Genomic DNA, 14,159 nt, shown 5'->3' with positions numbered 1-14,159 from the left:
ACCTACTTACTCTCCTATTTATTGTATGGAACGTAGAAATTCGCACAATTTCTGCACTGCCAAAGCTCTGTGGCTAATTGTATTCTTTACTTCATTACCCATTTCGGCAAAAGTTTGCTCATAGCCATCGGGCATAAAGATAGGGTCGTATCCAAATCCTGTTTCTCCACGTTTTTCTTCAATAATTCTTCCGTTTATAATTCCTTCGAAGAGATATTCTTTACCATTCAGAATAAGTGAAATAACAGTACGAAAACGTGCTTTTCGGTTTTCAATGCCTTGTAGTTCGTTTAGTATTTTATTCATATTGGCTTGCGAGTCTTTAGTATCGCCAGCATAACGGGCAGAATAAATACCCGGTGCATTGTTCAACGCTTCCACCTCCATGCCGGTGTCATCGGCAAAAGTATCCAAATGATAGTTTTCTACTACATATTTTGCTTTTAAGTAAGCGTTACCTTCCAGTGTGTCGGCTGTTTCAGGGATATCTACATCGCAACCTATATCTTTGAGGCTAAGCAACTCTATTTGATCTCCTAATATGTACGAAACTTCTTCCAGTTTATGCTGATTGTTGGTAGCAAATACTAATTTACGTGGCATGTTTATTTAGTTATTATTTTACTTTAATACGGTCGAATCCTTCGCCATATACTCCGATAACAGAGCTTTGAGAGATAAACGCGTTAGGGTCAATATCTTTCACCAAGCGGAAAATACTGACTGACTGGCTTTTCTTTGCCATAACAACCAATACTTTCACACCGTTTTTGCTATACCATCCTGTACCATCAAGTACGGTTACACCACGATGTGTTTCGGATATAATGCGATCGGCTATTTTCGCATATTCTTTGGAGAATATCATAAATTGCACAGATTGGCGGGCGCTATTCACAATAAGGTCCAGTACATAGCTGATAACTACCAAGGTGGCGAAACCAAATACTACGCGTTTCCAATCTTCAAATACAAAGTAACACGAAGAAATAATGATGATATCGCAATACAATATCATTCTTCCAAAAGTTACATCACGATATTTGTTGATTACGGCGGCAATAATATCTGTTCCTCCTGTACTGCCGTTATTGGCAAATACAATACCAAGTCCTATACCACATAATGCCGCTCCAACCATACACGCCATAAATTCTTGTCCCTCGCCAATAATTTGTTGCGTACCAATTAAATCGGAAAAGAACCCCAGTAAAAATGTAAGCATAAAGATGCCATACGTTGTTTTCAGAGTAAATTTGAATCCGAGAATTTTGAATGAGCAGAGCATCAATACCGCGTTAATAATAAAATAGGTGTATTGAATAGGAAATCCGGTGGCATAGAATATAATTGCCGAAATACCTGTAACACCTCCCGTGGTGATTTGATAAGGAAGAAGGAAAGCCGCCCACCCTATCGCGTAGCACATTAATCCCAGTGTGATAAAAAATATATCTTTAATTTCTCTGATCGCATCAGACTTGGTAAGCTTCATGCTCATATTGTTGCTTAGATAACTATGTTTACAATCTTCTTGGGAACAATGATAATCTTCTTGGCTTCTTTACCGTCCATCCATTTGGCGGAGCGTTCATCATTCAATACTTCTGTCTGAATATGTTCGTTTGTTGCATCGGCGGCAAACTCCATATTGTAGCGTGCTTTTCCATTGAAAGAGACTGTATAATTAATCACATCTTCCTTCAGATACTCTTCATTGCATACGGGCCATGTGGCATCAAATACGGTTCCGCTATTGCCCAATGTTTCCCAAAGCTCTTCGGTTATGTGTGGCGCAAAAGGAGCAAGAACAATAATCAATTGGTTGAGTATTTCCTTTTTGTAGCATTTCAGAGCATTGAGGTCGTTCACACAAATCATAAAGGCACTTACGGAAGTATTGAATGAGAAATTCTCAATATCCCAGCTAACTTTCTTTATCAGTTTGTGCAATGATTTCAATTCTTCTTTGGTAGCCGCTTCTTCAGTTACGATGTACGAACCGTTTCTATCGTAGAACAATGACCAGAATTTGCGGATAAAACGATATACCCCGTCAATACCATTGGTATCCCACGGTTTGGATTGTTCCAACGGACCTAAAAACATTTCGTACATACGTAATGTGTCGGCACCATATTTTTCTACAATCATATCGGGGTTTACCACGTTGAACATGGACTTACTCATTTTCTCTACTGCCCAACCGCAAATGTATTTTCCATCATCTTCAAGAATAAACTCTGCCGTTTCAAATTCGGGACGCCATGCTTTGAATGCTTCAAGATCCAGTGTATCATTAGATACAATGTTTACATCTACGTGCAATGGCGTAACATCGTATTGGTCTTTTTTGTTTAGTGAAACAAAGGTATTGCTGTTCTTTACGCGATACACAAAGTTACTTCTTCCTTGAATCATTCCCTGGTTAATCAGTTTTTGGAATGGCTCTTCTTTAATTGACACCTTGATGTCGTACAAGAACTTATTCCAGAAACGCGAATAAATTAAGTGACCAGTAGCATGTTCGGTACCCCCTACATATAAATCTACGTTTTCCCAGTAATTTGCTACATCGGGTGCCACCAGGTAATCGTTATCTTTAGGATCCATATAGCGTAGGTAGTATGCCGACGAACCGGCAAATCCTGGCATGGTATTGAGTTCGAGCGGGAAGATGGTTACGTTGTCAATCTTTGTATTTTCAACCACTGTTTGGTTAATAGTATCCCACGCCCAAACGATGGCATTGCCCAATGGTGGTTCGCCTGTTTCGGTAGGCAGATATTTGTCTACTTCGGGAAGTTTTAGTGGCAGGCACTCTTCGGGAAGCATATAGGGCATATTATTTTTGTAATAAACAGGGAATGGCTCGCCCCAATAACGTTGACGCGAAAAGATAGCGTCGCGCAAGCGGAAGTTTACTTTTACCTTTCCTAAGCCGCTTTCTTCAATGTATTGTTTGGTTTTAGCGATAGCTTCTTTTACCGAGAGTCCGTTCAGTACCAGTCCGCCTTCGGCAGCTCCGGGACGAGGAGAGTTCATCATAATACCTTCTTTGGCATCGAAACTCTCTTCAGATACATCACAACCTTCTATCAGCGGACGAATTTCCAACCCGAAGTGTTTAGCGAAAGCATAGTCGCGACTATCGTGTGCAGGAACCGCCATGATAGCTCCTGTGCCATAGCCTGCCAATACATAATCGCTGATCCATACAGGTATTTTTTCGTTAGTCAGCGGGTTGATAGCATAGCTTCCCGAGAATACACCACTTACGGTGCGGTCAGCAATGCGGTCGCGCTCGGTACGTTTTTTGGTACGTTGCAGGTAAGCCTCTACTTCGGTTTGTTGTTGAGGTGTAGTCAGCAGTGGAGTAAGTTCACTCTCGGGCGCAAGCACCATGAAGGTAACGCCGAAAACAGTATCCGCGCGGGTAGTAAAGATGGTAAATTCAATATCCGAATCGGCTACCGAAAACTTCATCTCTGCTCCTTCGCTACGACCAATCCAGTTGCGTTGCGTTTCTTTCAGTGAATCAGTCCAGTTGATGGTATCGAGTCCATCGAGCAAACGTTGCGAGTATGCTGAAACGCGCAGACACCATTGACGCATCATTTTTTGTACTACAGGAAATCCGCCACGTTCGGAGAGTCCGTCTATCACTTCGTCGTTGGCAAGTACGGTTCCCAAACCTTCGCACCAGTTCACCATGGTTTCGCCCAAGTAAGCTATACGATAGTTCATCAGTACCTCTTGCTTTTTTTGTTCGTCGTAAGCGTTCCACTCTTCGGCGGTAAATTCGAGTTCTTCGCTGCAAGCCACGTTCATGCCGCTGCTGCCATATTTTGGGAAGGCTTCTTCCAGTTCGGAGATAGGACGTGCTTGCCCGCTATCAAAGCAGTAGTAGCTGTTGAACATTTGGATAAATGCCCACTGTGTCCATTTATAATATACGGGGTCGCAGGTTTGTACTTCGCGACTCCAGTCGAACGAGAATCCTATTTTATCTAATTGTTCGCGATATCTTTTGATGTTTTGTTCGGTAGTAATAGCAGGATGTTGTCCGGTTTGAATGGCATATTGTTCAGCGGGTAGTCCGTAGGCATCATACCCCATGGGGTTGAGCACATTAAATCCCTGCAGGCGTTTGAAGCGTGCATATATGTCCGACCCTATATATCCCAGTGGGTGACCAACGTGCAGCCCCGCTCCCGATGGATAAGGAAACATATTTAATACATAAAACTTCTGTTTTGTCTTATCTTCCTTTACCTGATAGGTTTTTTGTTCTTCCCATCTTTTTTGCCATTTTTTCTCAATCTCTCCGAAATTATATTCCATAGCGGTAATCCTTTACTAATGATACAGTTAATGCGCTTACGGAGCGCGTTATTTTTGCGGGGCAAAGATAATGAAAGAATGTGGAATAATTATTTTAATTGATTGCTATTATTAATACCACGAAGTAGCCGGAAGTTTGTTTGCCTATATTCTATTACAAAAAAATATGTTTTTTGCCTATGTTTTGTTACAAATAATAGCTATGTTTGCCTATGTTTTGTTACAAGTAACTGTTTTTGTACTATATCAAGCGCACTGATTATGTTTTATAGAAATGCAATAGCCTATTTGAGAGAGTGGGCAGATAGAGAAAATCGCAAACCTTTGGTACTAAGGGGGGCTAGGCAGGTTGGTAAAACAACGTTGGTTAATGAATTTTCCAAAGATTTTGAAGTATATCTTAAGCTTAACCTGGAGCGAGAGACTGATTTTAATCTCTTCGAGGATAATATAGAGATGGAAGAATTGCTTACTGCCATATACTTATTGAACAATCAATCTAAGAAGCAGGTACGGACATTACTCTTTATTGATGAAATTCAGAACTCACCAAAAGCAGTGGCCAAACTCAGATATTTTTATGAAGACGTGCCATACATTCATGTTATTGCCGCTGGTTCTTTACTCGAGAGTTTGATTGATAAGCACATTTCTTTTCCTGTTGGCAGGGTGGAATATATGGCTGTTCGACCCTGTTCTTTCAATGAATTTCTTGGTGCAATAGGGCAAAATGAAATAAAGGAAGCTCATGCAAGAGCGGAAATTCCTCACGCCTTACATTCTAAAATGATAGGGCTGTTTAATACTTATACACTTATCGGTGGTATGCCCGAAGTAGTGGACGATTATTCAAAAAATAAAGATATCGTATCCCTACAAAACCTATACGAAACGCTTCTTACAGGCTATCGGGATGATGTAGAAAAATATGCGACGGGAGAAACCATACGAAATGTGCTACGTCATATATTGACCAACGGTTGGGGGTATGCTGCACAACGCATTACATTTGAACGATTTGGAAATTCTTCTTATCGTTCGCGTGAAATGGGAGAAGCTTTCAGAACTCTTGAAAAGACGATGTTGCTGGAGTTAGCTTATCCTACTACCTCTTGCGAAATTCCTCTCTCTCCTGAACCAAAGCGATCGCCCAAATTGTTGTGGATTGATACCGGTTTAGTGAACTACGCTGCCGGGTTGCAAAAAGAATTATTTGGAGTGAAGGATATTAGCGATGCTTGGCGAGGAAGGATAGCGGAACAAATCGTGGGGCAGGAATTACTCGCAACAAACAATCGTTTTTCGCAAAAAAGATTCTTCTGGGTAAGAGAAAATAACGCGGCATCTTCTGAGGTTGATTATGTTATTCAAATGGGAGATAAAATTATTCCTATTGAAGTAAAGTCGGGCAATAATGCCAAGTTACGCTCTCTTCATCAGTATATGGAGAAAGCACCCCACGATATTGCTATACGATTTTGGACAAATCCATTCTCTATTGATGAAGTAAAAACTCCCTCGAGCAAAGTTTTTCGATTGTATAACTTGCCTTATTATTATGCAGGGCAAATAGAGAAAATCATAACTCAAAGATAATAGCCTTAATAGCTGGTTTTGTGGTAACCACTTAGAGTAAGAGTGGTTACCACTGCTAGCCTAAGTGGTTACCACGGATATTCACAGTGGTTACCAATAGTGGTCTTTGTGGTTACCACTAGGATGGTTTGGGTGCTATGTAGTCTGATTCATCTTACTTTCTCTACTAATTGCAATATTTTCAATATTTTTGCGTAATTTGCACCGAAGTTGTTCATCCACTTAATGGATAGGTAGTTTCTTTGAAAATCATGAGAAATAAACATTTTACTTCATTAAATTCTAAAAATGAATTGTTTAAAAACTAAAAGGGAATAATCCGATTTGGTGGCAATTTGTAAAAGAGAATATTAAGCCGGGAGGTTTTTATGTAGATATCCGCAAGGATAATTCTTTAAATGTCTACTATAATGGAGGTTCACTGCTTAAAATCACTTTCTCTAAAGGTTTGATTAAAGGTAAAATACATCAATATTACTTGGGTATAGCAGGATCTAAATATATTGATTATGAATTAGACCGCCTGCCTATGGACGTAGATGAAATAAAGAAAAGAATAACATCCAAATATAATGCTACCTCTGAAAACGGTATTAAAGCAAGGCTTATATGTGATCCTAGTGCAAAATATATTGATTCGGAGTTTGCCTACTTAACCACTCGTATTGATCTTACTAAATTGGAAAATGGTAAAATTATATTTATCGAGTTAAAACGCATAGAAGATGGTAGACTTTTAACTAATGAATATGAAAAAGGGGAGCCGGAGATACTTTCCCAAATGGAAGCATATCATCAATTCATAAAAACCCACGGAGAGGAGATAACTAACTACTATAAAACGCTTTTTGCGATAAAACGCGACCTTGAAATATTGCCAGAGAGCTTAGTGGATACAGATAATATAGATGATTATATACTTTGTGAAAACGTTGAATTATACATAGAACCGTATTCTTATCTGAATCCCGGACGAATTCGCAGGATCAACTCAATTAAAACTATTCTTGACCGGAATACCATTATTCATAACTTATGAAGATTATAATTCACAGAGGTATAAACCAAATTGGGGGCTGTATAACGGAAATTGCCACTGACAATGTTCGAATATTAATTGATTTGGGACAAAACTTACCAGATAGAGAGGGCATTGTGAATGATGATTTAGCGAGCCGAGAAGCTATAGCGAAAATAACACAAGACATTGATGCAATTTTCTACACTCATTATCACGGTGACCATTTAGGATTATTCCACTATGTGCCGGATATCATTCCACAATATATCGGTAGAGTAGCCAAACAAGTTACCCTATGCAAGCATCAACAGTTATCATATATCAAAGGTCGGGAGGAATTGTCAAAAGAAGAAATTTCCAAACTTGATAGAATGAATGTTCTCATTTCTGGGCTGACTGTAAATATAGGTGATATAAAAGTTACTCCCTATTTTGTAAGTCATTCTGCTTATGATGCTTATATGTTTTTAATTGAAACGGACGGCAAAAGGATATTACATACAGGCGATTTTAGAGGACATGGATATTTGAGTAAGGGTTTATTACCTACTATAAAGAAGCTCATTTTGTCACAGACGAAAGTCGATTTCTTGATTACCGAAGGAACTATGCTTTCAAGGCTTAATGAAAGAGTGATGAGTGAAAATGAATTGCAAAGAGAAGCAGGGGAAATAATGGCTCGATACAAAAATGTATTTGTAATGTGTTCTTCTACGGATATGGAGCGACTAGCATCGTTTTATGCTGCGAATAAAAATCTAAGAAACAGACCTCTTATATGCGACCATTTTCAAAAGAATGTATTAGAAATATTTACTAAATCGGCGGGTGATCACAGTTCGTTGTTTTGTTTCGACAAAGTATATAATTTCAATCCTAAGAATAAAAAACTAATTCATTGGATGGAGGATAAGGGCTTTTGTATGTTTGTTCGGGCCACTGATAAGTTTAAAGATTACTATCAAACACTTGTATCTCGGTTAGATCTCAAGGATACGGTGCTGATATACTCTATGTGGAAAGAGTATATAAATAATACTGGAAAACACGCTATGCAGTGCTATATAGACTTCGTTTCTATGTTTCCGCATGTGGAAAAATTACATACAAGCGGACATGCCTCTCCCGAATTTCTTGTAGAAGTGTGTAATCTTGTAAATCCGACTCTTGGAATTATTCCTATTCACAGTGAGAATTCTACAAACTATTCAAAATTGCCGATTGAAGAACATTTACAGCAGAGAATACTTATCTCCTCAAGAATTATAGATAAGGTAGAAATAATATTAAGTTAAGGATAAAAGCTTTACTAGGTGCTTTTGCCTTGGAAAACATCTTTTTATTGCAATTTATTTCTCAGTGTTTTCTACTTCATTTCTCAGTGTTTTTTTGAAATAAAACAGTGAGAAGCAGATAAAAAAACACTGAAATTACAACGTGAAGTCACTGTGAAATCGAAACAAGAGGGTCTTCACACGTAACTCACTTACAATCATTTGTTTACAGCGATATGTGAATGTGAAGACCTATTTCCTCAAACGGCATTTGGAGTGGATTATACACTGTGAATAGAAAAAAGAAGCGCTGAATTAATTCTGCCAACGGGTTTTTTATATACCTTTGGTTCCTTTGATTACAGCAATAATGAAGCCAATGGTACAATTCGGCATGTGTGTATCTGTCCATTGTCATATGATACGGGATTGAAAAACTTAAAAGAATATGGAACGAAGAGATTACATGTTGAAGCAAATCGAAAAAATAGGAGTGCTAATAAGTGCAATTCGGCAGAAAATTTCAGGGGGTAATGACAACTTATCGATAACGCTTGAAAAACAAATTGAGGATGCAAAGGGAATGCTATTAAATGAAATGAACTTTGATTTTAATGCATTTTTGGAGGAAATAGATACTGATTGTTCAAATGAATATATCGGAAGTTTTGCTGAATTCAACATTGATAATATTGAGCTTTTAGCAGATTATATTTCTCAAATAGGTTTTCATGCTGACTGCGATAATCCCCAGAAATACCTGGAAAAAGCACTTCAACTCTATGAGTTATGTAATCTGAAGAGCAAAGTATATTCGTTTGAACGAGAAAAGAATATCGCGACAATAAAAAACTTCTTGTAGAAAGGCAAAACGCCTCGCGAGCCACAAGCTCGCGAGGCGTTTATTATAAAGCATAAGATAGAGAATCGTTATTATAACGTACTTACCTTCGGTTTCAGTGTTGTCAGCGATTCTATTTTAATTGCTTTGCCGGAATCGATACTCTTGCGCGCGGCAACACCCATGAGGATAGACATGGCGCCTTCGCGAACACCTGCCCCTTGTTTCAGCGTATCTGGCAAATCTTGATTCTTGAATAGATGCGCGTGTAGTATAGGGTCTCCCCCACCGTGCCCACCTTTCTGGGGCATAACACGAATAATCTTAGACTTTCCGAAGTTCTTGGTGATACGAATTACATCTCCATCTTCGAGCTCTTCCCACGGTTGACGTTCTTTAATCCACGCGTCGATACGTCCTTTTGTTCCGTTGAATGCAATGCGATAGCCTTCGTAGGGCGAATATGCGGTGAGCGAGTAGCTTACTTGCACCTTGTTCATATAGCGAATCTGTACCGCCATCTTGTCGAAAATATCGATGTCTTCGCGGAATACACAGCCGTCGCGGAAATATCCATCATACTTCTCATTTTCGGCATACAGTGCCATGAGACGTGGTTCTTTGGTAATATCACGATAGAATTGGCATTCGGTTTTATGATCGCACAAACGGCAGTTTTTTCCACGCATTTTTCCGTTTTTACCGTAAAACTCCAGCGCGCCATAAGCAAATACTTCTTCGGGCTCGGAACCTATCCACCAGTTAAGTAAATCAAAATGATGTGTTGACTTATGTACCAAAAGGCTACCTCCGTACTTTTTGTATCCATGCCAACGACGGAAATAATCGGCTCCGTGGCTTGTATCAAGATACCAATGGAAGTCTACCGAAGTAATGTCACCAATCTCTCCGCTACGGAGCAGTTCGTATAGTTTGGCGCGATGTGGCGAGTAACGATAGTTGAAGGTTACGGTAACTTTCTTTCCCGAACGTTTTTCGGCATCGAGGATAGCCTGACATTTGTCTTCATCAGTCGTCATAGGCTTTTCGGTTATTACATCCACACCGGCATCTAAGGCTTTAATGATAAACTCGTCGTGTGTGGAGTCTGTAGTAGCAACCATAACCACATCGGGCTTTGTTTTTTTCAGCATCTCGTCGAAATTGGAGAATGCAGGGCAGTTTGGTTCGTTAATAACCCGCTTGGTGTACTCTATTCTTCCGGGGTTGATATCGCACAGTCCTACAAAGTCAATATACTCTTTATAGCCTGTATCCACTAATGTTTTTCCCCACATCCCGGAACCGCGATGTCCGCAGCCCACCATTGCATAACGTATTTTCTTGCTCTTTGGCGGAGCCTGATCGTTGGCTTCAAAGCCAAATACTGGGTGTGCCATTAAACCACCGGCTACTACCCCACTCGTCTTTAAAAACTTTCTTCTGTCCATAAAATAACTGTGTTCTCGTTGGTAAATGATTAAGAATTTGTCGTGAAAAACAAATATAGAAATAATATGTGGAATAATAGTGTATAATATGCAAAACTAACCCAATCCAAAAAATTGAAAAGTTTTTCTATCTTTGCATACTCACTAAAAAATACGACCTGTGAACAACGATATAGTCCTTACCCCCATGATGAAGCAGTTTCTGGACTTGAAAGCCAAGCACCCGGATGCTGTAATGTTGTTTCGTTGTGGCGACTTCTACGAAACTTACTCCACCGACGCTATTATTGCCTCCGAAATACTTGGAATTACCTTAACCAAGCGTGCTAACGGTAAAGAAAAGACGGTAGAAATGGCAGGATTTCCCTTTCATGCATTGGATACATATCTTCCTAAGCTGGTAAGAGCTGGGAAGCGTGTAGCAATATGCGACCAACTGGAAGACCCAAAAGCAACCAAAAAACTGGTGAAGCGTGGTATCACAGAGCTTGTTACACCGGGTGTTTCAATCAACGATAATGTTCTTAACTATAAAGAGAATAATTTTTTGGCTGCCGTTCACTTCGGAAAAGGAGCGTGTGGTGTTGCCTTTTTAGATATTTCTACAGGAGAGTTTCTTACTGCCGAAGGACCGTTTGATTATATAGATAAATTACTAAATAACTTCGGACCAAAAGAGGTGCTTTTTGAACGTGGAAAGCGTGGCATGTTTGAAGGGAATTTTGGAAGTAAATTCTTTACATTTGAATTGGAGGACTGGGTCTTTACAGAGAGCAGTGCCCGAGAGAAACTATTAAAACACTTTGAAACTAAAAACTTGAAGGGGTTTGGTGTAGAGCATCTCAAGAATGGTGTAATTGCTTCGGGCGCTATACTTCAATATCTGGATATTACACAGCATACGCAAATCAAACACATTCTTTCACTCTCGCGTATTGAAGAAGATAAATATGTACGATTGGATAAGTTTACCGTGCGTAGCCTGGAACTTATTTCCACAATGAACGAAGGCGGAAGCAGCTTGCTGGATGTGATTGATAAAACAATCAGTCCGATGGGTGCGCGTATGCTGAAACGCTGGGTGGTGTTTCCGCTTAAGGATGAGAAACCCATTAATGATCGCCTTAATGTGGTGGAATATTTCTTCCGTCATCCCGACTTTAAGGAATTGGTCGAAGAGAACTTGCAACTGATTGGCGACTTGGAACGTATTGTTTCCAAAGTAGCTGTAGGGCGTGTTTCTCCGCGCGAAGTAGTACAACTTAAGGTAGCTTTACAAGCAATTGAACCAATTAAGTTGGCCTGTTTGGCTGCCGAAAATGAAAGTTTGAATAGGATAGGAGAGCATCTTAATTTATGTTTGTCCATTCGCGAAAGGATAGACCGGGAAGTAACGAATGACCCACCATTGCTGATCAACAAAGGTGGTGTTATAAAACCTGGAATCAACGATGAAATGGATAGCTTGCGACAGATTGCTTACTCCGGGAAAGACTATTTGCTTAATATACAGCAACGCGAAAGTGAGGCAACCGGCATTCCTAGCTTGAAGATTGCGTTTAATAATGTTTTTGGATATTATATAGAGGTACGTAACTTACACAAGGACAAGGTACCACAAGAGTGGATTCGAAAGCAAACGCTTGTTAATGCCGAACGATACATTACTCAGGAGCTCAAAGAATACGAAGAAAAAATACTCGGTGCGGAAGATAAAATACTGGCGCTCGAAACGAAACTTTATAATGATTTGGTTCTGGCATTGACTGAGTTTATTCCTGCTATACAGATAAATGCTACGCAGATAGCACGCTTGGATTGCTTGTTGTCACTTGCCAATGTAGCGAAAGCGAATAACTATATTCGTCCGGTGATTTCTGAAGACGATGTATTGAATATATCTCAAGGACGGCATCCGGTGATTGAGAAACAGCTACCAATAGGAGAGAAGTACATTGCCAATGACGTGATGCTGGATACAAATTCACAGCAAATCATTATTATTACCGGTCCTAATATGTCGGGTAAGTCGGCTTTGCTGCGGCAAACAGCACTTATTACACTTTTGGCGCAAATAGGTTCGTTTGTTCCTGCCGAAAGTGCACACATCGGCATGGTCGATAAGATATTTACACGTGTAGGCGCGAGCGATAATATTTCCTTGGGCGAGTCTACCTTTATGGTGGAGATGAACGAGGCGGCAGATATTCTGAATAATGTTTCTACCCGTAGCCTTATCTTATTTGATGAACTGGGACGTGGTACTTCTACGTATGATGGTATATCCATTGCTTGGGCTATTGTGGAGTACATTCACGAGCACCCCAAAGCACAGGCGCGTACACTTTTTGCCACGCACTACCACGAGCTCAACGAAATGGAGAAGTCCTTTAAGCGTATTAAGAACTACAACGTGTTAGTGCGAGAATTGGATAACAAAGTAATCTTTTTGCGGAAACTGGAGAAGGGTGGGAGCGAGCACTCTTTTGGTATCCATGTGGCAAAGATGGCCGGTATGCCGAAGAGCATCGTAAAGCGTGCAAATGACATTCTGGGACAGTTAGAAACCGATAACCGCAAGCAAGGTATTTCGGGTAAGCCGCTAGCACAAGTAAGCGAGAATAGGGAAGGTATGCAGCTGAATTTCTTTCAATTGGACGATCCTATACTAAGCCAGATACGGGATGAAATACTGAATCTGGATGTAAATAACCTCACACCACTGGAGGCGCTGAATAAATTGAATGATATTAAAAAAATAGTAAAAGGGAAGTAATATACTTCCCTTTCTTTTTTATCTCTTTATTGCCGGGAACTGCTTATCAAACCATTTCCCCGCAAGTATGCATCCTAATCCTATAATAATAAAAGGAACACTTAGCCATTGTCCCATATTCAATGCCATGCCATCCTCAAAGCTCACCTGATTCTCTTTCAGTAGCTCAATAAAGAAGCGGAACGTAAATATATAGGTAAGACACAACCCGAAGAAGAACCCGCGATGCACCTTCTTACTAAAGTGTTTATACACATACAGCATAATTAAGAAGAGTATAAAATAGGCAATCGCCTCATACAATTGCGCCGGATGACGTGGCAACATATCCTCTTTTACGAAAATGAAAGCCCAAGGCACATCGGTTGGTTTACCGATAATTTCCGAATTCATCAGGTTAGCAAGGCGGATGAAGCAAGCCGTAATAGGGGTGGCAACAGCAATCATATCTACCACATCCATGTAGTTCATCTTAACTTTACGCACGTAGAGCCACAGTGCAATAATAAGTCCTAATGTTCCACCGTGACTAGCCAAACCGAGATATCCGGTAAATTTCCAACTACCGTTTATGTTTTTAATTGGTAGTATCATTTCTATGGGGTGGGAGAGGTAATAGGCAGGCTCATAAAAGAGACAGTGTCCCAACCGTGCGCCAAGAACAATGCCAAAGAAGCAATAAATGGCAAGGGGGTCGAACTTCTTTTCTTCAATCTTTTTGTCTCTGTACTGGTAGCGCACCACAATATAGGCGAAGATAAGCCCGATGCCCCACAGCAATCCGTAGTAACGCAGCGTTATGCCGAAAAGAGAAAAAACCTCCGGATTAGGATCCCAAACAATGCCATTCATATTC

General features: G+C 40.1%; 10 protein-coding genes. 5 read left to right on the top strand and 5 right to left on the bottom strand.

All coding sequences use genetic code 11. The annotated features are described in order from the left end of the window. Window positions 1-18: 18 nt before the first annotated feature. The 3 genes from D0T50_RS04370 to leuS are packed head-to-tail and all read right to left on the bottom strand — an operon-like array spanning window position 19 to window position 4,344. Window positions 19-603 carry a non-canonical purine NTP diphosphatase gene (locus D0T50_RS04370; protein WP_163222285.1) on the bottom strand — a complete coding sequence of 195 codons (585 nt, stop codon included), beginning with the start codon at window positions 601-603 and terminating at the stop codon, window positions 19-21. A 13-nt stretch (window positions 604-616) separates the two neighbouring features. Next, complete coding sequence (locus D0T50_RS04365; protein ID WP_163222284.1) at window positions 617-1,501, bottom strand: YitT family protein; 885 nt, start codon at window positions 1,499-1,501, stop codon at window positions 617-619. A gap of 8 nt (window positions 1,502-1,509) precedes the next feature. Further along, window positions 1,510-4,344, bottom strand: coding sequence for a leucine--tRNA ligase (gene leuS, locus D0T50_RS04360; RefSeq protein WP_163222283.1), 2,835 nt, complete (start codon window positions 4,342-4,344; stop codon window positions 1,510-1,512). Between the two features lie 261 nt (window positions 4,345-4,605). Between leuS and D0T50_RS04355 the strand changes: the two genes are divergently transcribed. The 4 genes from D0T50_RS04355 to D0T50_RS04340 all read left to right on the top strand — a co-directional run bounded on the left by D0T50_RS04355 (window position 4,606) and on the right by D0T50_RS04340 (window position 9,097). Continuing rightward, window positions 4,606-5,940, top strand: a complete 1,335-nt coding sequence (locus tag D0T50_RS04355; protein ID WP_163222282.1) for an ATP-binding protein — start codon at window positions 4,606-4,608, stop codon at window positions 5,938-5,940. Between the two features lie 448 nt (window positions 5,941-6,388). Beyond that, entirely contained in the window at window positions 6,389-6,979 is a 591-nt protein-coding gene (locus D0T50_RS04350; protein WP_163222281.1) for a hypothetical protein, read from the top strand. Beyond that, window positions 6,976-8,256 carry an MBL fold metallo-hydrolase gene (locus D0T50_RS04345; protein ID WP_163222280.1) on the top strand — a complete coding sequence of 427 codons (1,281 nt, stop codon included), beginning with the start codon at window positions 6,976-6,978 and terminating at the stop codon, window positions 8,254-8,256. Before D0T50_RS04350 ends, D0T50_RS04345 begins: the two co-directional genes overlap by 4 nt. Before the next feature lie 427 nt (window positions 8,257-8,683). Next, complete coding sequence (locus D0T50_RS04340) at window positions 8,684-9,097, top strand: hypothetical protein (protein WP_163222279.1); 414 nt, start codon at window positions 8,684-8,686, stop codon at window positions 9,095-9,097. A gap of 71 nt (window positions 9,098-9,168) precedes the next feature. On the opposite strand, the gene D0T50_RS04335 is transcribed toward D0T50_RS04340, so the two are convergent. After that, complete coding sequence (locus tag D0T50_RS04335) at window positions 9,169-10,527, bottom strand: Gfo/Idh/MocA family protein (RefSeq protein WP_163222278.1); 1,359 nt, start codon at window positions 10,525-10,527, stop codon at window positions 9,169-9,171. Between the two features lie 160 nt (window positions 10,528-10,687). Here D0T50_RS04335 and mutS point away from each other — a divergent pair, with 160 nt between their 5' ends. Further along, window positions 10,688-13,303 carry a DNA mismatch repair protein MutS gene (mutS, locus tag D0T50_RS04330; protein WP_370520876.1) on the top strand — a complete coding sequence of 872 codons (2,616 nt, stop codon included), beginning with the start codon at window positions 10,688-10,690 and terminating at the stop codon, window positions 13,301-13,303. 18 nt (window positions 13,304-13,321) lie between these two features. Here mutS and lgt read toward each other — a convergent pair whose 3' ends face one another. Further along, window positions 13,322-14,155: a prolipoprotein diacylglyceryl transferase gene (gene lgt, locus D0T50_RS04325; RefSeq protein ID WP_163222277.1), complete on the bottom strand. Its 834-nt coding sequence runs from the start codon at window positions 14,153-14,155 to the stop codon at window positions 13,322-13,324. Window positions 14,156-14,159: the final 4 nt, after the last annotated feature.

It is taken from the genome of Bacteroides sp. 214 (genome assembly GCF_010501015.1).
Classification (GTDB): domain Bacteria; phylum Bacteroidota; class Bacteroidia; order Bacteroidales; family Bacteroidaceae; genus Bacteroides.
The sequence above is the reverse complement of the archived record's forward strand: the minus strand, read 5'-3'. Positions and strand labels throughout refer to the sequence as shown.

Bases quoted from the DNA above. Each gene is read 5' to 3' on its own strand.
- D0T50_RS04365 (WP_163222284.1), bottom strand. From the start codon at position 1,501: ATGAGCATGAAGCTTACCAAGTCTGATGCGATCAGAGAAATTAAAGAT.
- D0T50_RS04355 (WP_163222282.1), top strand. From the start codon at position 4,606: ATGTTTTATAGAAATGCAATAGCCTATTTGAGAGAGTGGGCAGATAGA.
- D0T50_RS04370 (WP_163222285.1), bottom strand. From the start codon at position 603: ATGCCACGTAAATTAGTATTTGCTACCAACAATCAGCATAAACTGGAA.
- lgt (WP_163222277.1), bottom strand. From the start codon at position 14,155: ATGAATGGCATTGTTTGGGATCCTAATCCGGAGGTTTTTTCTCTTTTC.
- D0T50_RS04335 (WP_163222278.1), bottom strand. From the start codon at position 10,527: ATGGACAGAAGAAAGTTTTTAAAGACGAGTGGGGTAGTAGCCGGTGGT.
- leuS (WP_163222283.1), bottom strand. From the start codon at position 4,344: ATGGAATATAATTTCGGAGAGATTGAGAAAAAATGGCAAAAAAGATGG.
- D0T50_RS04345 (WP_163222280.1), top strand. From the start codon at position 6,976: ATGAAGATTATAATTCACAGAGGTATAAACCAAATTGGGGGCTGTATA.
- D0T50_RS04340 (WP_163222279.1), top strand. From the start codon at position 8,684: ATGGAACGAAGAGATTACATGTTGAAGCAAATCGAAAAAATAGGAGTG.